The organism is Streptococcus bovismuti (assembly GCF_042436615.2).
Taxonomy (GTDB): domain Bacteria; phylum Bacillota; class Bacilli; order Lactobacillales; family Streptococcaceae; genus Streptococcus.
Map to the genome: position 1 here is coordinate 265,646 of NZ_JBHMFR020000002.1, position 19,996 is coordinate 285,641.

General features: G+C 40.4%; 17 protein-coding genes and 1 other annotated feature. Of the genes, 16 read left to right on the top strand and 1 reads right to left on the bottom strand.

Annotation, left to right across the window (positions count from 1 at the left end; translation table 11 throughout):
• Positions 1 to 8 precede the first annotated feature (8 nt).
• The 14 genes from ACERDH_RS04250 to rplL all read left to right on the top strand — a co-directional run bounded on the left by ACERDH_RS04250 (position 9) and on the right by rplL (position 15,834).
• Positions 9 to 854, top strand: coding sequence for a LicD family protein (locus ACERDH_RS04250; RefSeq protein ID WP_386680550.1), 846 nt, complete (start codon positions 9 to 11; stop codon positions 852 to 854).
• Positions 844 to 1,947, top strand: coding sequence for a glycosyltransferase (locus ACERDH_RS04255; RefSeq protein ID WP_386680553.1), 1,104 nt, complete (start codon positions 844 to 846; stop codon positions 1,945 to 1,947). The genes ACERDH_RS04250 and ACERDH_RS04255 overlap by 11 nt, the downstream gene beginning before the upstream one ends.
• A 1-nt stretch (position 1,948) precedes the next feature.
• A complete protein-coding gene (locus ACERDH_RS04260) occupies positions 1,949 to 2,935 on the top strand; it encodes a glycosyltransferase family 2 protein (protein WP_386680556.1) in 987 nt (328 codons plus the stop codon).
• Positions 2,936 to 2,950: 15 nt separating this feature from the next.
• Positions 2,951 to 4,420, top strand: coding sequence for an O-antigen polysaccharide polymerase Wzy family protein (locus ACERDH_RS04265; protein ID WP_386680559.1), 1,470 nt, complete (start codon positions 2,951 to 2,953; stop codon positions 4,418 to 4,420).
• The gene (gene tarQ, locus ACERDH_RS04270; RefSeq protein WP_386680562.1) at positions 4,413 to 5,447 is read left to right on the top strand and encodes a teichoic acid biosynthesis protein TarQ; all 1,035 of its coding nucleotides are present in this window, start codon (positions 4,413 to 4,415) and stop codon (positions 5,445 to 5,447) included. Before ACERDH_RS04265 ends, tarQ begins: the two co-directional genes overlap by 8 nt.
• 201 nt (positions 5,448 to 5,648) lie before the next feature.
• Positions 5,649 to 6,386, top strand: a complete 738-nt coding sequence (gene mecA, locus ACERDH_RS04275; RefSeq protein WP_045606088.1) for an adaptor protein MecA — start codon at positions 5,649 to 5,651, stop codon at positions 6,384 to 6,386.
• 151 nt (positions 6,387 to 6,537) lie between these two features.
• Positions 6,538 to 7,824, top strand: a complete 1,287-nt coding sequence (locus ACERDH_RS04280) for a homoserine dehydrogenase (protein WP_203213356.1) — start codon at positions 6,538 to 6,540, stop codon at positions 7,822 to 7,824.
• Between the two features lies 1 nt (position 7,825).
• Positions 7,826 to 8,695: a homoserine kinase gene (gene thrB, locus ACERDH_RS04285; protein WP_386680566.1), complete on the top strand. Its 870-nt coding sequence runs from the start codon at positions 7,826 to 7,828 to the stop codon at positions 8,693 to 8,695.
• A 99-nt stretch (positions 8,696 to 8,794) separates the two neighbouring features.
• On the top strand, positions 8,795 to 9,733 hold the full coding sequence (gene msrB / locus ACERDH_RS04290) for a peptide-methionine (R)-S-oxide reductase MsrB (protein ID WP_386680569.1): 939 nt from the start codon (positions 8,795 to 8,797) through the stop codon (positions 9,731 to 9,733).
• Positions 9,734 to 9,793: 60 nt separating this feature from the next.
• Positions 9,794 to 11,518 carry an ABC transporter ATP-binding protein gene (locus ACERDH_RS04295; RefSeq protein ID WP_386680572.1) on the top strand — a complete coding sequence of 575 codons (1,725 nt, stop codon included), beginning with the start codon at positions 9,794 to 9,796 and terminating at the stop codon, positions 11,516 to 11,518.
• Between the two features lies 1 nt (position 11,519).
• On the top strand, positions 11,520 to 13,268 hold the full coding sequence (locus ACERDH_RS04300) for an ABC transporter ATP-binding protein (RefSeq protein ID WP_386680575.1): 1,749 nt from the start codon (positions 11,520 to 11,522) through the stop codon (positions 13,266 to 13,268).
• Positions 13,269 to 13,382: 114 nt separating this feature from the next.
• A complete protein-coding gene (locus ACERDH_RS04305) occupies positions 13,383 to 14,642 on the top strand; it encodes a TRZ/ATZ family protein (RefSeq protein WP_000862482.1) in 1,260 nt (419 codons plus the stop codon).
• Positions 14,643 to 14,717: 75 nt separating this feature from the next.
• Positions 14,718 to 14,853 (top strand) — a sequence feature (ribosomal protein L10 leader region).
• A 38-nt stretch (positions 14,854 to 14,891) separates the two neighbouring features.
• Positions 14,892 to 15,392 carry a 50S ribosomal protein L10 gene (gene rplJ / locus ACERDH_RS04310; RefSeq protein WP_001287273.1) on the top strand — a complete coding sequence of 167 codons (501 nt, stop codon included), beginning with the start codon at positions 14,892 to 14,894 and terminating at the stop codon, positions 15,390 to 15,392.
• Positions 15,393 to 15,465: 73 nt separating this feature from the next.
• Complete coding sequence (rplL, locus tag ACERDH_RS04315) at positions 15,466 to 15,834, top strand: 50S ribosomal protein L7/L12 (RefSeq protein ID WP_001196965.1); 369 nt, start codon at positions 15,466 to 15,468, stop codon at positions 15,832 to 15,834.
• Between the two features lie 344 nt (positions 15,835 to 16,178).
• Here rplL and gdhA read toward each other — a convergent pair whose 3' ends face one another.
• Positions 16,179 to 17,525: an NADP-specific glutamate dehydrogenase gene (gdhA, locus tag ACERDH_RS04320; RefSeq protein WP_386680581.1), complete on the bottom strand. Its 1,347-nt coding sequence runs from the start codon at positions 17,523 to 17,525 to the stop codon at positions 16,179 to 16,181.
• Between the two features lie 226 nt (positions 17,526 to 17,751).
• On the opposite strand from gdhA, the gene ACERDH_RS04325 reads away from it, so the two are divergent.
• Together ACERDH_RS04325 and holA are read left to right on the top strand one after the other, a co-directional pair.
• Entirely contained in the window at positions 17,752 to 18,687 is a 936-nt protein-coding gene (locus tag ACERDH_RS04325; RefSeq protein ID WP_386680584.1) for a dihydroorotate oxidase, read from the top strand.
• A 32-nt stretch (positions 18,688 to 18,719) separates the two neighbouring features.
• Positions 18,720 to 19,757, top strand: a complete 1,038-nt coding sequence (gene holA, locus ACERDH_RS04330) for a DNA polymerase III subunit delta (protein WP_386680587.1) — start codon at positions 18,720 to 18,722, stop codon at positions 19,755 to 19,757.
• Positions 19,758 to 19,996 lie beyond the last annotated feature (239 nt).

The window sequence follows — 19,996 nt, forward strand, 5'->3', positions numbered from 1 at the left end:
AAAGAATAATGAACAATATGACTGATTTAAAAGCAATTCAGGCTCGAAGTCTGGAGATGGCTGAATATTTTGTGGCTTTTTGCAAGGAACATGATTTGCTTTGTTATCTCTGTGGAGGAGGTGCTATTGGCGCCCTTCGAAACAAGGGGTTTATTCCTTGGGACGACGACCTAGACTTTTTTATGCCCCGTAAGGACTATGAAAAATTAGCAGAATTATGGCCTCGTTATGCAGATGAGCGTTATTTCTTGTCAAAGAGTAACAAGGATTTTGTCGACCGCAATCTTTTTATTACCATTCGTGATAAGGAAACGACCTGTATCAAACCTTATCAGCAGGATTTGGATTTGCCACATGGTCTGGCCTTGGATGTTTTGCCTTTGGATTACTATCCTAAAAATCCAGCTGAGCGGAAAAAACAGGTTCGTTGGGCATTGATTTATTCACTCTTTTGTGCTCAAACTGTTCCAGAAAAGCATGGCGCACTTATGAAATGGGGGAGTCGCATTTTACTCGGTTTGACGCCAAAATCTCTCCGTTATCATATTTGGAAAAAAGCTGAAAAAGAAATGACCAAGTACAGTCTGGCTGAGAGCGATGGAATCACGGAGTTATGCTCAGGGCCTGGCTACATGAGAAATAAGTACCCAATCGCATCTTTTGAAGATAATCTTTTCTTGCCATTTGAAGAGACAGAGATGCCCATTCCAGTTGGCTACGATGCCTATCTCAGCACTGCTTTTGGTGATTATATGACACCTCCACCAGCAGATAAGCAGCTACCACATCATGATGCTGTCATCGCTGATATGGATAAGTCTTATACAGAATACAAGGGAGAATATGGTGGCTAAGAAAAAAATATTATTTTTTATGTGGTCTTTTTCTCTCGGGGGTGGCGCAGAGAAGATTCTATCTACCATTGTTTCAAATCTAGATCCAGAAAAGTATGATATTGATATTCTTGAAATGGAACATTTTGATAAGGGATACGAATCTGTTCCCAAGCATGTACGCATTTTAAAATCCCTTCAGGATTATCGCCAAGCTAGATGGTTACGAGCTCTTTTGTGGAGGATGAGAATTTATTTTCCAAGACTGACCCGTCGTTTGCTGGTGAAAGATGACTATGATGTTGAAGTTTCCTTTACCATTATGAATCCTCCACTTTTGTTCTCTAAAAGAAAAGAAGTCAAGAAAATCTCTTGGATTCATGGAAGTATCGAAGAATTTCTTAAGGATAGCTCCAAAAGAGAATCACATAGACGCCAGTTGGATGCTGCGGATACCATTGTAGGAATTTCGAATAAAACCAGCAATTCTATCAAGGAAGTCTATCCAGATTATGCTTCGAAATTACAGACAGTCTACAATGGATATGATTTTAAGACTATTTTAGAAAAATCTCAAGAGAAAATCGATATCGAGATTGCGCCTCAAAGTATTTGTACTATCGGACGGATTGAGGAAAATAAGGGTTCTGACCGTGTGGTGGAAGTGATACGATTATTACACCAAGAGGGAAAAAACTATCATCTCTATTTTATCGGGGCTGGGGATATGGAAGAGGAACTGAAAAAACGAGTTAAAGAATATGAGCTTGAAGACTATGTACATTTCCTTGGTTATCAAAAAAATCCTTATCAGTATTTATCTCAGATGAAGGTTCTCTTGTCTATGTCTAAACAAGAAGGTTTTCCTGGAGTGTATGTGGAAGCCTTGAGTCTGGGACTTCCTTTTGTCTCTACGGATGTCGGAGGGGCTGAGGAACTATCACAAGAAGGAAGATTCGGACAAATCATTGAGAGCAATCAAGAGGCAGCTCAGGCAATTACGAACTACATGACCTCTGACTCAAACTTTGATGTCAATGAGGCTAGCCAATTCATTCAACAATTCACAATTGCCAAACAAATCGAACAAGTAGAAAAACTATTAGAGGAGTAGCATGGAAACTGCATTAATCAGTGTGATTGTGCCAGTCTATAATGTGGCGCAGTACTTAGAAAAATCGATAGCTTCCATTCAGAAGCAGACCTATCAGAATCTGGAAATCATTCTTGTTGATGATGGAGCAACGGATGAAAGTGGTCGCTTGTGTGATTCAATCGCTGAACAAGATGATAGGGTGTCAGTGCTTCATAAAAAGAACGAAGGTTTGTCGCAAGCACGAAACGATGGAAAGAAGCAGGCTCACGGAGATTATCTGATTTTTATTGACTCAGATGATTATATCCATCCAGAAATGATTCATAGTTTATATGAGCAATTAATTCAAGAAGATGCGGATGTTTCGAGCTGTGGTGTCATGAATGTCTATGCTAATGATGAAAGCCCACAATCAACCAATCAGGATGACTATTTTGTCTGTGATTCTCAAACATTTCTAAAGGAATACCTCATAGGTGAAAAAATACCTGGAACGATCTGCAATAAGCTAATAAAGAGAGAGATTGCAACTGCCCTATCCTTTCCAAAGGGATTGATTTACGAAGATGCTTATTATCATTTTGATTTAATCAAGTTGGCTAAGAAGTACGTTGTTAATACCAAACCCTATTATTACTATTTCCATAGAGGGGATAGTATTACGACTAAACCCTATGCAGAGAAGGATTTAGCCTATATTGATATCTACCAAAAGTTTTACAATGAAGTTGTGAAAAACTATCCGGATTTGAAAGAGGTTGCTTTTTTCAGATTGGCCTATGCCCACTTCTTTATTCTGGATAAGATGTTGCTAGATGATCAGTATAAACAGTTTGAAGCCTATTCCCAGATTCATCGTTTTTTAAAAGGCCATGCCTTTGCTATTGCTAGGAATCCTATTTTCCGTAAGGGCAGAAGAATTAGTGCTTTGGCTCTATTCCTAAATATTTCCTTATACCGATTCTTATTACTGAAAAATATTGAAAAATCTAAAAAATTACATTAGAACGGGGGTGAGCGAGTGATTGATGGAAAACGATTATTATTTAGTTTGACCATAGTCAGCTACGCCTTGACGCTAGTAAGTGGAATTGTGTACCTGTTTAATAATAACAATGTTAGCTTGCTTTCTACTTTATTGTTCTTACTGGTTAGTAGCTTAATTGCTTGTTGGAACGATATCAAGTATTATATCATTCATTTTATTTTCTTTTTAACCATTTTTGTCTTTTTGGTATCAAGGCCAACCATTGATTATTTTAGAGATGGTGCTTTGGATACCTATCATCCGGTAGCCTATCGTTTTGCCTTTATAGTTGTCATGGTTTCGATTCTGGGCTTGACGACAGGAGGCATCCTGGCTCGTTATTTTATAGCTAGGAAGCAAATTAAAGTACCCAAGATAGGAAGTTCTCTAAAAGAGGTTTATATCAAGCGGTTGCGCTTTGTATCGCTAGGAGTTTTTCTTCTAACCTATCCTTTCTATTTCATTCGGTTATTTGAACGGCTCCTGTATCGCTTGCAGACTTCCTACTATGCCTACTATGCAAACTTTGAAAGTAAACTGCCTTATATTACCTACATCTTGTCTACCTTTACGGTCTACGCAATGTGTATGTATCTGGCCACCAAGCCAAAGAAATGGCAGGCAACAGCAGTGTTAGTATCCTTCATTGCAGCTAATACTATTCATTTGGCAATCGGGACACGAAATCCCTTTATTTTAAGTATTCTATTTGCTTTTGTTTATTACTTTATGCGGGAGCAAACTGAAAAAGGAAAATGGATTGGGTTTAAAGAAAAGTTAGCGATTTTTGTAGGTTCTCCTATTCTCATGTTAGCGATGGGAGTGCTCAATTATGTACGGGATAATGTCCAGGTTTCCCATACAGGTTTCTGGGATATCTTGCTTGACTTTATCTATAAACAAGGAACCAGTTTTGGCGTTCTGGCTCGAGGTTTTCTATTTAACAGTAGCCTACCTTATAGAGATTTCCGTAATTTTACTTTTGGTCCTGTCCTTGATTATTTTGCAAGGGGAAGCTTGGGGGCCATTTTCGGAGGAAAAGCTTTTGAACATACAACCAATAGTGTTGAGCTAGCTATCGATAGTAATAGTTATGCCCACAATTTGTCCTATCTTGTTTTGAACAAGGAATACTTGAAAGGACATGGTATCGGAAGTAGCTATATTATGGAGTTGTATACCGACTATGGTATGATAGGAGTCTTTCTACTTAGTCTCTTACTAGGTATGTTATTCATAGCCATGCTGCAAGTAGCCTATCGTTCAAGAACAATCCTATTTGCCTTGTCCCTACTCATCTTGAATAATCTATTCTTTATGCCAAGAAGTAGCTTTTCAGAAAGTTTCTTCAATTTATTTACAATGCAATTCTGGGGAATTGTTCTTGTGATTATATTCGTAGCGAAAATGCTTACAAAAGAGAACCAGTATCTACTAAACAAAGGAGAAAAAAATCATGTTTGAACATTATTCAGTAGCTGATTTATTTGCAAATCTTTACAAAAAACGAAAAGCAAATATTTTAGCTCTCATCGCTTTATTTGCTCTCATTGCTATACCATTTACAATTAAAGCAGTTAAGAATAAAAACACTGTCAAGGACACAACAAGTTATTCAACGTATATTAGCTATAAAATCACACCTCCGGAAGATTCAGCTAAAACGATTTTGAATCATCAAATTGGTGGTTATAGTGATTTCTACGGAAAATTGATTGATGGGAATTTGAATGGAGCATATCTTTTCAATGATGTAGAACCGAATGAGTTGAAAAAAATTGCCAGTGAATTGGATACTACAGAGACAACTTTGAAAAATTCTACAAGTGACTATTGGTGGAAAAAATTGACCGTCTACTATATGATTGACGATGCAGGGGTTGGTGTGAAAATTTTGACACCAAGTAAAGATGCCAATGACTTGTTAGAGAAAAAGATTGATGCACTGGTTGATAAATTTAAAAATACCTATGCAAACGTGAAAATTGAAAAATTGGAAACCATCAACTCTAAAGAATTGAATGCAAACGGTGAGACTGCGCTTGGATTAAACGTGAAAAATCTAATTCTTCGTTTAGTAGTTATTGGGGTTGTCTGTGTGATTTTGGTTGTGATGGGAAATGTATTGGTTTATCTCTTTAATCCAACAATCAATAGAGCAGGTGATTTTTCTCAGTATCAAATTGATTTTGTAACAGAGATTACAACAATTGCTAACCTAGCAGATGTCTTGTCATACAAAAATGCTGGTCAAGAGTTGACTATCGTTAGCTCAAATAAAGCTATCCTAGATAAATTGAAACAAAATCAAGAGGCTTTAAAAGGAATGCATTTTGTAGATTTACAGGACGTACCATCTCTTTTGGAAAGAGATACAGTCCTTCTTGTTGAAGAATACGGAGTAACTCGTTATAAGAAATTTGAGCAAAGTCTTCAAATCCTTCGAAACTTAAATCGTTCTATCCTGGGTGTAGCAACCTTTAAATTATAAGAATTCTAATGTATCAGGTCTTCAAAGTCAGACGAGAAGTTTGATTTTGAAGGCTTTTTCTATTTGTCAGCAGAGATTTCCGTTTAGAAGCTTTTACAGAAAGACCCTAGGGAAATTCTAGCCTGATAGAGGAGTCTTCTTTTGATAAAATCGTAAAAATCTAGTATAATAGATAGAACTGAAAGTATGAGGTTACTAGCAATGAAAATGAAACAAATCAGTGATACAACTTTAAAAATCACGATGTCTTTAGAGGATTTGATGGATCGAGGAATGGAGATTGCTGACTTTCTCGTTCCTCAAGAAAAAACAGAAGAGTTCTTTTATGCTATCTTGGATGAGTTAGAGATGCCTGAGAGCTTTCTGGATACAGGCATGTTGAGTTTCCGTGTGACTCCAAAACCTGATAAGGTCGATGTCTTTGTAACCAAATCAAAGATTGACCAAAATCTAGATTTTGAAGACTTATCGGATTTACCAGACATGGAAGAATTGGCTCAAATGTCGCCTGATGAATTTATCAAAACCTTGGAAAAAAGCATCGCAGACAAAACCAAGGATGATATCGAAGCGATTCAATCTCTAGAGCAAGTCGAAGCCAAGGAAGAAGAGCAGGAACAGGCTGAACAAGAAGCTGAGAGCAAGAAAGAGCCTTACATCTACTACATCCTTTCTTTTGCAAAATTGGCTGACTTGGTAGCTTTTGCCAAGACGGTGACTTTTGAGATGGAAACTTCTGAACTCTACAAGATGAATGAGCGCTATTATTTGACTATTTTAGTGGATATTGAAAATCATCCAAGTCCATATCCAGCTTGGTTGTTGGCTCGTATGCGCGAGTTTGCAGACGATAGTGATATCAGTCGCTCAGTCTTGCAGGAGTATGGTCAAGTCTTGATGAATCACGACGCAGTGCTCAATCTGCAAAAGATTGGATAATCCTTTCTGGAAAGCTATTTCCAGATTTTAAGAAGAGCGAATCATCTGATTCGTTTTTTCTTTTTTAGACTGAAATAGTGATTTACTATAATAGGAATTTTCACAAAATTCTGTTATAATGGCTATATTAGAAAATTTCGAGGAGATAAACATGACAGTTAAAATTGCTTTACTAGGATTTGGTACCGTTGCAAGTGGTGTGCCTTTCCTCCTAAAGGAAAATGGAGAAAAAATCAATCAATCAGCACATTCAGATATTGAAGTTGCTAAGGTATTGGTCAAGGATGAAGATGAAAAGAACCGCTTGCTTGCTGCAGGAAATGACTTTAACTTTGTAACCAATGTGGATGACATTTTGTCAGACCAAGACATTACGATCGTAGTGGAATTAATGGGTCGTATCGAACCTGCTAAGACCTTTATCACTCGTGCCTTGGAAGCTGGGAAACACGTTGTTACTGCTAACAAGGACCTTTTGGCTGTCCATGGAGCAGAATTGTTAGAAATCGCTAAAGCTAATAAGGTAGCACTTTATTACGAAGCAGCAGTAGCTGGTGGTATTCCAATTCTTCGTACTTTAGCAAATTCATTAGCGTCTGATAAAATCACGCGCGTGCTTGGAGTAGTCAACGGAACTTCTAACTTTATGATGACCAAGATGGTGGAAGAAGGCTGGTCTTATGATGATGCTCTTGCGGAAGCGCAACGTCTAGGATTTGCAGAAAGCGATCCGACAAATGACGTAGATGGGATTGATGCAGCCTACAAGATGGTTATTTTGAGCCAATTTGCCTTTGGTATGAAGGTTGCTTTTGATGATGTAGCCCACAAGGGGATTCGCAATATCACACCAGAAGATGTGGCTGTAGCCCAAGACCTTGGTTATGTAGTGAAATTGGTTGGTTCTATCGAGGAAACTCCTTCAGGTATTGCTGCAGAAGTAACACCAACCTTCCTTCCTAAAGCGCACCCACTTGCTAGTGTGAATGGGGTAATGAACGCCGTCTTTGTAGAGTCTATCGGTATCGGTGAGTCTATGTACTACGGACCAGGTGCTGGTCAAAAACCAACTGCAACAAGTGTTGTAGCCGATATTGTCCGTATTGTTCGTCGCTTGAATGATGGAACCATTGGCAAAGACTTCAACGAATACAGTCGTGACTTGGTCTTGGCTAATCCAGAGGATGTCAAAGCTAATTACTACTTCTCAATCTTGGCTCCAGACTCAAAAGGTCAGGTCTTGAAACTTGCTGAAATCTTCAATGCCCAAGATATTTCCTTCAAGCAAATTCTTCAAGATGGCAAAGAGGGTGACAAGGCGCGTGTTGTGATCATCACACACAAGATTAATAAAGCCCAGCTTGAAAATGTCTCAGCTGAATTGAAGAAGGTTTCAGAATTTGACCTTTTGAATACCTTCAAAGTGCTAGGAGAATAAGATGAAAATTATTGTACCTGCAACCAGTGCCAATATTGGACCAGGTTTTGATTCGGTCGGTGTGGCTGTAACCAAGTATCTTCAAATCGAGGTCTGCGAAGAACGAGAAGAGTGGTTGATTGAACACCAGATTGGCAAATGGATTCCACATGACGAGCGTAATCTCTTGCTCAAAATCGCTTTGCAAATTGTACCGGACTTGCAACCAAGACGCTTGAAAATGACCAGTGATGTTCCCTTGGCGCGTGGTTTGGGTTCTTCCAGCTCGGTTATTGTTGCTGGGATTGAGCTAGCCAACCAACTGGGCCAGCTCAACTTGTCAGACCATGAAAAATTGCAGTTGGCGACCAAGATCGAAGGACATCCTGACAATGTGGCTCCAGCTATTTATGGTAATCTCGTTATTGCAAGTTCCGTTGAAGGGCAAGTTTCTGCTATCGTAGCAGACTTCCCAGAGTGTGATTTCCTTGCCTACATTCCAAACTATGAATTGCGTACTCGAGACAGTCGTGGTGTCTTGCCTAAAAAATTGTCATACAAGGAAGCTGTTGCGGCCAGTTCAATTGCCAATGTGGCTGTTGCGGCCTTGTTGGCAGGAGACATGGTGACTGCTGGCCAAGCAATCGAGGGAGATCTCTTCCACGAGCGTTACCGTCAGGACTTGGTGAGAGAATTTGCGACGATTAAGCAAGTAGCCAAAGAGAATGGTGCCTATGCAACCTACCTCTCTGGTGCTGGGCCGACAGTTATGGTTCTGGCTTCTCATGAAAAGATGCCAAGGATTAAGGCAGAATTGGAAAAGCAACCTTTCAAAGGAAAACTGCATGACTTGAAAGTTGATACCCAAGGTGTCCGTGTCGAAGCAAAATAAAAAATAGAAGACAGGATGGGGAAACCACTTGACCAGAGGGCTTCCTATCCTTTTTTTGAAAAGAAGTCTAGTTAAAAACTTGATAAAGGAGAAACAAAGATGGCAGAAATTTATCTAGCAGGTGGTTGTTTTTGGGGCCTAGAGGAATATTTTTCACGAATTTCTGGAGTATTAGCAACTAGTGTCGGCTACGCTAATGGGCAAGTCGAAACGACCAATTACCAATTGCTCAAGGAAACAGACCATGCAGAAACGGTCCAAGTGATTTACGATGAGAAGGCAGTGTCACTCAGAGAGATTTTGCTCTATTATTTTCGAGTCATCGATCCCTTGTCCATCAATCAACAAGGGAATGACCGTGGTCGCCAATATCGAACTGGGATTTATTACCAAGATGAAACAGATTTACCAGCTATCTACACTGTGGTGCAGGAGCAGGAACGTATGCTGGGTCGAAAGATTGCGGTAGAGGTGGAGAAACTACGTCATTACATTCTGGCTGAAGACTACCACCAAGACTATCTTAAGAAGAATCCTTCTGGTTATTGTCATATCGATGTGACCGATGCTGATAAGCCATTGATTGATGCAGCAAACTATGAAAAACCTAGTCAAGAAATGTTGAAGGACAGTTTATCAGAAGAGTCCTATCGTGTCACCCAAGAAGCTGCTACAGAGGCTCCATTTAGCAATGCCTATGACCAAACCTTTGAAGAAGGGATTTATGTAGACATCACGACGGGTGAGCCACTCTTTTTTGCCAAGGATAAGTTTGCTTCAGGATGTGGTTGGCCAAGTTTTAGCCGTCCGATTTCCAAGGAATTGATTCATTATTACAAGGACATGAGCCATGGAATGGAACGTATCGAGGTTCGTTCTCGGTCAGGTAATGCTCACTTGGGGCATGTTTTCACAGATGGGCCTCGGGAGTTAGGTGGTCTCCGTTACTGTATCAATTCTGCATCTTTACGCTTTGTGGCCAAGGATGAAATGGAAGAGGCAGGATATGGCTATTTATTGCCTTACTTAAACAAATAAAACAGAGATGGTGGGCGCTTCCCACTTTCTTTATTTCTAGAATACGAATAGAAGGGATTTATGAAACACCTATTATCTTACTTCAAACCCTACATCAAGGAATCAATTTTAGCCCCCTTGTTCAAGCTGTTAGAAGCTGTTTTTGAGCTCTTGGTTCCCATGGTGATTGCTGGGATTGTTGACCAATCCTTGCCTCAGAGAAATCAAGGACATCTTTGGATGCAGATTGGTCTACTCCTTATCTTTGCAGTGATTGGCGTTGTAGTGGCCTTGATAGCTCAGTTTTACTCAGCCAAGGCAGCGGTAGGATTTGCCAAAGAACTGACAGACGACCTCTATCGTCATATTCTTTCATTGCCTAAGGACAGCAGAGACCGTTTGACAACTTCGAGCTTGGTGACTCGCTTGACTTCGGACACCTACCAGATTCAGACTGGTATCAATCAATTCCTGCGTCTCTTTTTGCGAGCACCTATTATCGTTTTTGGGGCCATCTTTATGGCCTATCGCATCTCAACTGAGTTGACTCTCTGGTTTTTAGTCATGGTTGTCATTTTGACCATTATCATTGTAGGCCTCTCTCGACTGGTCAATCCTCTCTACAGCAGTCTCAGAATGAAAACGGACCAATTGGTTCAAGAAACGCGCCAGCAATTACAAGGGATGCGAGTTATTCGTGCTTTTGGGCAAGAAAAACGAGAGTTACAGATTTTTCAAACCCTTAACCAAGTCTATGCTAGATTACAAGAAAAAACAGGTTTCTGGTCTAGTTTATTAACCCCTCTGACCTATCTCATTGTCAATGGAACTCTCCTCGTCATTATCTGGCAGGGATATATTTCTATTCAAGGAGGTCTACTTAGTCAGGGTGCCCTCATTGCCCTCATCAACTATCTCTTACAGATCTTGGTAGAATTGGTCAAGTTAGCTATGCTGATAAATTCTCTCAACCAGTCCTATATCTCAGCTAAGCGAATTGAGGAAGTCTTTGCCGAAGCTCCAGAAGATATTCATTCAGAATTAGAACAAAAGCAAGCTACCAGTGATCAGGTTTTACAAGTTCAAGAACTAACCTTTACCTATCCTGATGCGGCTCAGCCTTCTCTGAGAGACATTTCCTTTGATATGAAGCAAGGGCAAATCCTTGGTATCATTGGGGGAACGGGTTCTGGTAAATCAAGCTTGGCGCAAGTCTTACTTGGTCTTTATCCAGTAGACAAGGGGAGCATTGACCTTTATCGAGATGAATCTAGTCCTCGTAATTTAGAGCAGTGGCGGTCCTGGATTGCCTATGTGCCCCAAAAAGTCGAACTCTTTAAGGGAAGCATTCGTTCCAACTTGACTCTAGGTTTACACCAAGAAGTAACTGACCAAGAACTCTGGCAGGCCTTGGAGATTGCGCAAGCTAAGGATTTTGTCAGTGAAAAGGAAGGGTTCTTGGATGCCCTAGTTGAGGCAGGAGGGAGAAATTTCTCAGGAGGACAAAAACAAAGACTGTCGATCGCTCGAGCAGTCTTGCGCCAAGCTCCATTTCTCATCCTAGATGATGCGACCTCGGCCCTTGACACCATTACCGAGTCTAAACTCTTGAAAGCTATCCGAAAGAACTTACCAAATACAAGCTTAATCTTGATTTCTCAACGAACCTCGACTTTACAGATGGCTGACCAGATTCTCCTCTTGGAAAAAGGTGAGCTTTTAGCTATCGGAAAGCACGAGGACTTGATGAAATCCAGTCAAGTCTATCGTGAAATCAATGCATCCCAACATGGAAAGGAGGACTAGCATGAGACGACAAACTGCAAACCAGACGCTTAAACGTTTGGCCAAGGATTTAGCAAGCCATCCCTTCCTCCTTTTCCTAGCCTTTCTAGGAACTATTGCCCAGGTTGGTTTATCAATCTACCTACCTATCTTGATTGGGCAGGTCATCGACCAAGTCCTAGTGGCTGGTTCATCATCAGTTTTTTTGCAAATTTTCATTCAGATGATCTTGGTAGTCATAGGAAATACCCTAGTTCAATGGGTCAATCCTCTCCTCTATAATCGCCTAATCTTCTCTTATACCAAAGACTTGCGAGAGCGAATCATCCATAAGCTCCATCGATTACCGATTGCTTTCGTGGACCGGCAAGGCAGTGGAGAAATGGTCAGTCGTGTAACTACAGACATAGAACAGTTGGCAGCTGGCTTGACCATGATTTTTAACCAATTTTTCATTGGCGTCTTGATGATTTTGGTTAGTATTCTAGCCATGCTCCAAATTCATCTCCTCATGACCCTCTTAGTCTTGCTGTTGACGCCACTGTCTATGGTAATCTCGCGCTTTATTGCCAAGAGATCCTATCATCTCTTCCAAAAACAAACAGAGACAAGGGGAATTCAAACTCAGTTGATCGAAGAATCTCTTAGCCAGCAGACTATTATTCAATCTTTTAATGCTCAATCAGAGTTTATCCAAAGGCTGCGAGAGGCTAATGACCACTACGCAGGTTATTCTCAATCAGCCATCTTTTATTCCTCAACGGTTAATCCTTCGACTCGCTTTGTCAATGCACTCATTTATGCCCTTCTAGCTGGGGTAGGGGCTTATCGTATCATGATGGGTTCCACCTTGACCATCGGGCGTTTAGTGACCTTTTTGAACTATGTCCAGCAGTACACCAAGCCCTTTAACGATATTTCTTCAGTTTTGGCCGAGTTGCAAAGTGCTCTCGCTTGTGCAGAGCGTGTCTATGCTGTCTTAGAAAGTCCTGAGGTGGTTGAAACAGGCAAGGCAGTCTTGACCAGTGACCAAGTTAAGGGAGCTATTTCCTTTAAACATGTCTCTTTTGGCTACAATCCTGAAAAGATTTTGATTAAGGATTTATCTATTGATATTCCAGCTGGTAGCAAGGTAGCTATTGTTGGTCCGACAGGTGCTGGAAAATCAACCCTTATTAATCTCCTCATGCGTTTTTATCCCATTAACTCGGGAGATATCTTGCTGGATGGGAAATCCATTTATGACTATAGTCGTGCCTCTTTACGCCAGCAGTTTGGTATGGTGCTCCAAGAAACCTGGCTTAAGCAAGGGACCATTCATGACAATATTGCCTTTGGAAATCCTGAAGCCAGTCGGGAGCAGGTGATTGCTGCAGCCAAAGCAGCCAACGCAGACTTTTTCATCCAACAGTTGCCACAGGGATATGATACAAAGCTAGAAAATGCAGGTGAATCTCTCTCTGCCGGTCAGGCTCAACTTTTGACCATTGCGCGTGTCTTTCTGGCTATTCCAAAGATTCTTATCTTAGACGAGGCGACTTCTTCTATCGATACACGGACAGAAGTGCTGGTTCAGGATGCCTTTGCTAAGCTCATGAAGGGGCGCACAAGTTTTATCATCGCCCACCGTTTGTCAACCATTCAAGATGCGGATCTGATTCTAGTCTTGGTGGATGGTGACATCGTTGAGTATGGCAATCATCAGAATCTCATGACTCGAAAGGGCAAGTATTACCAAATGCAACAAGCTGCAGCTTTTAGCTCTGACTAATCCTTTCTACTTTGAAATCTTATGGACAAAAAAAGTTGCCTTCGGGTGACTTTTTTGTTACAATAGCTAGAAAAATTGTTCACTTTAAATTGTCTTTTAGAAAAGGAGCCTAGTATGAAAGTCTTTCAGCATGTAAATATCGTGACTTGTGATCAAGATTTCCATGTCTATATAGATGGAATCTTAGCTGTTAAGGATTCTCAAATCGTGTATATCGGTCAAGAGAAGTCAGAGATTTTAGAGCAAGCTGAGCAGATTATAGACTATCAGGGAGCCTGGATCATGCCTGGTTTGGTTAATTGTCACACTCATTCTGCTATGACAGGTTTGAGGGGGATTCGAGATGATAGCAATCTTCATGAATGGCTCAATGACTATATCTGGCCAGCAGAAGCTGAGTTTACTCCCGACATGACTACCAAGGCGGTCAAAGAAGCTCTGACAGAGATGCTCCAGTCAGGAACAACAACCTTTAATGATATGTATAATCCCAATGGTGTGGATATTGAGCGGATTTATCAGGCAGTGAAAGATTCTAAGATGCGTTGTTATTTCTCACCGACCCTCTTTTCTTCAGAGGCAGAAACAACTACTGAGACCATTACTAGAACACGAGGCATCATCGAGGAAATCTTAGGATATGAAAATCCAAATTTCAAGGTTATGGTAGCTCCTCACTCTCCTTACAGCTGTAGTAGAGATTTGCTGGAAACGAGCTTAGATATGGCGAAAGAACTGAATATTCCAATCCATATCCATGTTGCGGAGACCAAGGAGGAATCAGGCATTATCCTGAAACGATACGGTAAACGTCCACTCGCCTTTCTAGAAGAACTGGGTTACTTAGAGCATCCGTCTGTCTTTGCTCACGGGGTCGAATTAAACGAGCGAGAAATTGAACGTTTATCAACCTCTCAAGTGGCTATCGCCCACAATCCTATCAGTAATCTCAAACTGGCCTCAGGAATTGCTCCAATTATCCAACTCCAAAAAGCAGGTGTAGCAGTCGGAATTGCGACTGACTCGGTTGCTTCCAATAATAATCTAGATATGTTTGAGGAAGGACGGACAGCCGCACTACTACAGAAAATGAAGAGCGGAGATGCTAGCCAATTTCCAATCGAAACAGCTCTTAAGGCACTGACAATCGAAGGGGCTAAGGTCCTAGGAATGGAAGAACAGATAGGAAGTCTGGAAGTTGGCAAGCAAGCAGATTTTCTGGTTATTCAACCACAGGGAAAAATTCATCTCCAACCCAAAGAAAATATGCTATCTCACCTGGTTTATGCTGTTAAATCCAGTGATGTAGATGATGTTTATATCGCCGGAGAACAGGTTGTGAAGCAAGGCCGAGTCCTGACAGTAGAACTGTAAAAGAACAATCACGAAAAATTTTAAAAAAAGTTTGCAAAAATCTTGCATTCTTTTTTTGACTATGCTATACTTATATACGGTTTGAAAAAACTGCCTAAGACAGTAGGGGAGCTCGACTCATAAGTATCCTACCGAGGACAAAACGTATCATGTAAAAAGAAGCGTATTGTACTTTCGTGTCTAGGTTTGGGCGCGTTTTTCTTTTGGAAAAATTCCCCAAGCAAAATAATAACGGAGGTGAACACACTAATGAGTGAAGCAATTATTGCTAAAAAAGCGGAACTAGTTGACGTAGTAGCTGAAAAAATGAAAGCTGCTGCATCTATCGTCGTTGTAGACGCTCGTGGTTTGACAGTTGAGCAAGATACAGTTCTTCGTCGTGAGCTTCGTGGAAGCGAAGTTGAGTATAAAGTGATTAAAAACTCAATCTTGCGTCGTGCAGCTGAAAAAGCTGGTCTTGAAGATCTTGCATCAGTATTTGTTGGACCATCTGCAGTAGCATTTTCTAACGAAGATGTTATCGCACCAGCGAAAATCTTGAACGATTTTGCTAAAAACGCTGAAGCACTTGAAATCAAAGGTGGTGCAATCGAAGGCGCTGTCGCATCTAAAGAAGAGATCCTTGCTCTTGCAACTCTTCCAAACCGCGAAGGACTTCTTTCTATGCTCCTTTCTGTACTTCAAGCGCCAGTGCGCAACGTTGCTCTTGCAGTCAAAGCGGTTGCAGACAACAAAGAAGACGCAGCTTAATCTTAAGCTACGCAGCGTAGCCTAGCTACGAAAAATCTATTATAAATTTAAAACATATTTGGAGGAAATAACAATGGCATTGAACATTGAAAACATTATTGCTGAAATTAAAGAAGCTTCAATCCTTGAATTGAACGACCTTGTAAAAGCTATCGAAGAAGAATTTGGTGTAACTGCAGCTGCTCCTGTAGCTGTTGCTGCAGCTGGTGCTGCTGACGCTGGTGCTGCTAAAGATTCATTCGACGTTGAATTGACATCTGCAGGCGACAAAAAAGTTGGCGTTATCAAAGTTGTACGTGAAATCACTGGTCTTGGTCTTAAAGAAGCTAAAGAACTTGTTGATGGTGCACCAGCACTTGTTAAAGAAGGCGTTGCAACTGCAGAAGCTGAAGAAATCAAAGCTAAATTGGAAGAAGCTGGAGCTTCAGTTACTCTTAAATAAGAGGCATATACCAATTAGAATTCGGAATACTATAGTATCAGCCTTTTAGAATTGTGAACACATTTTAGAAACTGATAAATTAATTTAGTTTCCTACCAAAAACCCTACCAAAAATTAATTTGGCAGGGTTTTTCTATTTCTCCGAAAGGGGATAAAATGGGGCGAGTAAGTATAGTAGATTGAAATAAGATATGAATACATCTATTAGGAAAGTCAAATTAATTTCTAGAAATGTTTTAGCAGTCATGGTGTACTATTCTAGACTCAATATGCTATAATTTTCCAACCGTTTAACTCAACCTAAAAATCCCCAATCGTAGTGATTGAGGTTTTTAGCATATTTCTTAAACAATACCTTGTGCGATCATAGCATTTGCTACATTTTCAAAGGCAGCAATGTTAGCTCCTGCAAGGTAGTCTTTATCAAGACCGTATGTTTCTGAAGTTGTTTTAGCTGTGTTAAAGATGTTTGTCATGATGTCTTTGAGACGTCCATCAACTTCTTCACGAGTCCATGAGAGGCGAAGACTATTTTGGCTCATTTCAAGGGCTGAAACGGCTACACCACCAGCGTTGGCAGCTTTGGCAGGTCCGTAGAAGATACCATTTTCTTTGTAAACTTTGATGGCATCAAGGTCGCTTGGCATGTTGGCACCTTCAGAGACACAGATAACTCCTTGACCAACCAAGCGTTTAGCAGCTTCACCGTTGATTTCGTTTTGAGTAGCACATGGAAGAGCGATATCGTAGTTTCCAGCGTAAGTCCATACAGAACCTTCATGATAAGTAGCAGTTGCTTTCTCAGCTGCATACTCAGTCAAACGAGCGCGACGTTTTTCTTTAACATCAACCAAAAGATCGAAGTCGATACCATTTTCATCGATGACATAGCCGTTTGAGTCAGATACAGAGATTACAGTAGCACCAAGTTCAGTTGCTTTTTGAAGAGCGTATTGAGCTACATTACCAGAACCTGAAATGACCACTTTCTTACCAGCAAAGCTATTACCGTTTGCTTTAAGCATTTCTTCAGTGTAGTAAACTAAACCGTAACCAGTTGCTTCTGGACGAATCAAGCTACCACCAAATCCAAGAGGTTTACCAGTCAAGACACCCGCATCAAATTGGTTAAGGCGTTTGTATTGACCGTAAAGGTAACCAATTTCACGTCCACCAACACCGATATCACCAGCAGGTACGTCAAGTGATGGTCCGATGTGTTTTTGCAATTCAGTCATGAAGCTTTGGCAGAAGCGCATCACTTCAGCATCTGTTTTACCTTTAGGATCGAAGTCTGATCCACCTTTACCTCCACCGATTGGAAGTCCAGTCAAGACGTTTTTGAAGATTTGTTCAAATCCGAGGAATTTCAAAATCCCTTGGTTAACAGTTGGGTGGAAACGAAGTCCGCCTTTGTATGGTCCAACAGCTGAGTTGAATTGAACACGGTAACCACGGTTTACTTGAATTTTTCCATCACGGTCAACCCAAGGAACACGGAAAGAAATCACGCGCTCTGGCTCAGTGATACGTGCCAAGATATTTTCTTCGATATACTCAGGGTGTTTTTCAAATACAGGTTCTAAAGTGTTGAAAAATTCTTCAACAGCTTGGAGGAATTCAGCCTCGTGCCCGTTACGAGCTTTTACAGTTTCAAACACGCTTTGGATATATTCTTTAGCAGATGTCATATCGTTCTCCTTAAATTCTAATTTAATTATGTGTGTCATTATAGCAGAATTTTTTTTAACTGTAAAGAGAAAAACAAAAATTTTCTAAAAATTCTATCAATTTAGTTTTAGAACTTTTAGAAAACAGATAAAAACGAACGTTTTTCTTGTAAATATCTTTCTCAAAGAGAAAATGTGAAAATATGGTATAATATTAGCAATAAAAGGAATCTGGAGGATCAGAATCATGGTATCAACGAAAACACAAATAGCTGGCTTTGAGTTTGACAATTGCTTGATGAATGCAGCGGGTGTGGCTTGTATGACGATAGAGGAGCTAGAAGGGGTTAAAAACTCAGCGGCAGGAACCTTTGTGACCAAGACAGCGACCTTGGACTTCCGTCAGGGAAATCCTGAGCCACGCTATCAAGATGTTCCACTTGGTTCCATCAACTCTATGGGCTTGCCAAATAATGGCTTAGACTATTATTTGGACTATCTTTTGGATCTGCAGGAAAAAGAGCCGAACCGGACTTTCTTCTTATCTCTAGTTGGTATGTCTCCAGAGGAAACCCATACTATTTTGAAAAAAGTCCAAGAGAGTGAGTTTCGTGGTCTGACTGAACTAAACCTCTCCTGTCCAAATGTTCCAGGTAAACCTCAGATTGCCTATGATTTTGAGACAACTGGCCGGATTTTGGCAGAGGTATTTGCCTATTTTACCAAACCTCTGGGAATTAAATTGCCACCATATTTTGATATTGTTCACTTTGACCAAGCGGCAGCTATTTTCAACAAGTATCCTCTTAAGTTTGTCAACTGCGTCAACTCTATCGGAAACGGCCTTTATATAGAAGATGAGTCTGTCGTTATTCGTCCTAAAAATGGTTTCGGTGGCATCGGTGGAGAGTATATCAAACCGACTGCTCTAGCTAATGTTCATGCCTTTTATCAACGCTTAAATCCTCAAATTCAAATCATTGGAACAGGTGGCGTGTTGACTGGTCGTGATGCCTTTGAACATATTCTCTGTGGAGCGAGTATGGTGCAGGTGGGAACTACCCTTCACAAAGAAGGAGTTGGTGCTTTTGATCGTATTACCAATGAACTGAAAGCAATCATGGCGGAAAAAGGGTACGAAAGCCTAGAAGATTTCCGTGGGAAATTGCGCTATATTGATTAAATTCATTAAAAAATCAGAAGAAAGGAGAGAAGATGCTAGCCATTGAAGAAAGTCAGAAGTTGACTTTATCAAATTTACCTAGTCTGAGCCTATTTACAGGGACAGATCAGGGTCAGTTTGAAGTTATGAAGAGTCAAGTATTGAAACAGATTGGTTATGATTCTGCCGACCTCAACTTTGCCTACTTTGATATGAAAGAAGTAGTTTACAAGGATGTGGAACTGGAGTTGGTCAGTCTTCCTTTCTTTGCGGATGAGAAAATCGTGATATTAGATCATTTTGTCGATATCACAACTGCTAAAAAGCGCTTTTTGACAGATGATGAGCTCAAGTCATTTGAGGAATACTTTGACAATCCTTCACCAACAACCAAGTTGATAATCTTTGCAGAAGGAAAGCTGGATAGCAAAAGACGGTTGGTTAAATTACTTAAGCGTGATGCCAAGGTTTTTGATGCAGTAGAAGTTAAAGAACAAGAACTGCACCAGTATTTTCAAAGGTGGAGTCAGAAACAAGGTTTGCAGTTTACTAATCATTCTTTTGAAAATCTCCTCATCAAGTCGGGTTTTCAATTTAGCGAAATCCAGAAAAATCTCCTTTTTTTACAGTCCTATAAGGAAGATTCTGTTATCGAGGAGGAGGATATTGTCAACGCTATTCCCAAGACCTTACAGGACAATATTTTTGATTTAACACAGTTTATTCTGACTAAAAAGATGGACCAGGCGCGCGATTTAGTTAGAGACTTGACCTTGCAAGGTGAAGATGAAATTAAGCTCATAGCTGTCATGATGGGACAATTTCGTACTTTTACTCAGGTGAAAATTTTGTCAGAGTCTGGGCAAACAGAAGCGCAGATTGCAAGTAGTTTAGGTAGTTATCTAGGACGCACCCCGAATCCCTATCAAATCAAGTTTGCGCTAAGAGATTCAAGAGGACTTTCCTTGAGCTTTTTGAAGCAAGCTATTTCCTATTTGATTGAGACAGACTATCAGATTAAAACAGGTCTTTATGAAAAAGGTTTCCTTTTTGAAAAGGCACTCCTACAGATTGCTAGTCAGGTCAATTGACATTTTTTTGAAACTACAACCCGCGTCAAAATTATCTTGTCGTGGGTTTCTTGCTGATTTGCTTATTTTATACTCAATGAAAATCAAAGAGGCAAACTAGGAAACTAACCGCAGGTTGCTCAAAGCACTGCTTTGAGGTTGTAGATAAGACTGACGAAGTCAGCTCAAAACACTGTTTTGAGGTTGTGGATAGAACTGACGAAGTCAGTAACCATACGTATGACAAGGCGACTTTGAAG

Excerpts from the sequence above, each read along its gene's own strand:
- ACERDH_RS04250 (WP_386680550.1), top strand. The coding sequence starts at position 9 with ATGAACAATATGACTGATTTAAAAGCAATTCAGGCTCGAAGTCTGGAG.
- ACERDH_RS04255 (WP_386680553.1), top strand. The coding sequence starts at position 844 with ATGGTGGCTAAGAAAAAAATATTATTTTTTATGTGGTCTTTTTCTCTC.
- ACERDH_RS04260 (WP_386680556.1), top strand. The coding sequence starts at position 1,949 with ATGGAAACTGCATTAATCAGTGTGATTGTGCCAGTCTATAATGTGGCG.
- tarQ (WP_386680562.1), top strand. The coding sequence starts at position 4,413 with ATGTTTGAACATTATTCAGTAGCTGATTTATTTGCAAATCTTTACAAA.
- mecA (WP_045606088.1), top strand. The coding sequence starts at position 5,649 with ATGAAAATGAAACAAATCAGTGATACAACTTTAAAAATCACGATGTCT.
- ACERDH_RS04280 (WP_203213356.1), top strand. The coding sequence starts at position 6,538 with ATGACAGTTAAAATTGCTTTACTAGGATTTGGTACCGTTGCAAGTGGT.
- thrB (WP_386680566.1), top strand. The coding sequence starts at position 7,826 with ATGAAAATTATTGTACCTGCAACCAGTGCCAATATTGGACCAGGTTTT.
- msrB (WP_386680569.1), top strand. The coding sequence starts at position 8,795 with ATGGCAGAAATTTATCTAGCAGGTGGTTGTTTTTGGGGCCTAGAGGAA.
- ACERDH_RS04295 (WP_386680572.1), top strand. The coding sequence starts at position 9,794 with ATGAAACACCTATTATCTTACTTCAAACCCTACATCAAGGAATCAATT.
- ACERDH_RS04300 (WP_386680575.1), top strand. The coding sequence starts at position 11,520 with ATGAGACGACAAACTGCAAACCAGACGCTTAAACGTTTGGCCAAGGAT.
- ACERDH_RS04305 (WP_000862482.1), top strand. The coding sequence starts at position 13,383 with ATGAAAGTCTTTCAGCATGTAAATATCGTGACTTGTGATCAAGATTTC.
- rplJ (WP_001287273.1), top strand. The coding sequence starts at position 14,892 with ATGAGTGAAGCAATTATTGCTAAAAAAGCGGAACTAGTTGACGTAGTA.
- rplL (WP_001196965.1), top strand. The coding sequence starts at position 15,466 with ATGGCATTGAACATTGAAAACATTATTGCTGAAATTAAAGAAGCTTCA.
- gdhA (WP_386680581.1), bottom strand. The coding sequence starts at position 17,525 with ATGACATCTGCTAAAGAATATATCCAAAGCGTGTTTGAAACTGTAAAA.
- ACERDH_RS04325 (WP_386680584.1), top strand. The coding sequence starts at position 17,752 with ATGGTATCAACGAAAACACAAATAGCTGGCTTTGAGTTTGACAATTGC.
- holA (WP_386680587.1), top strand. The coding sequence starts at position 18,720 with ATGCTAGCCATTGAAGAAAGTCAGAAGTTGACTTTATCAAATTTACCT.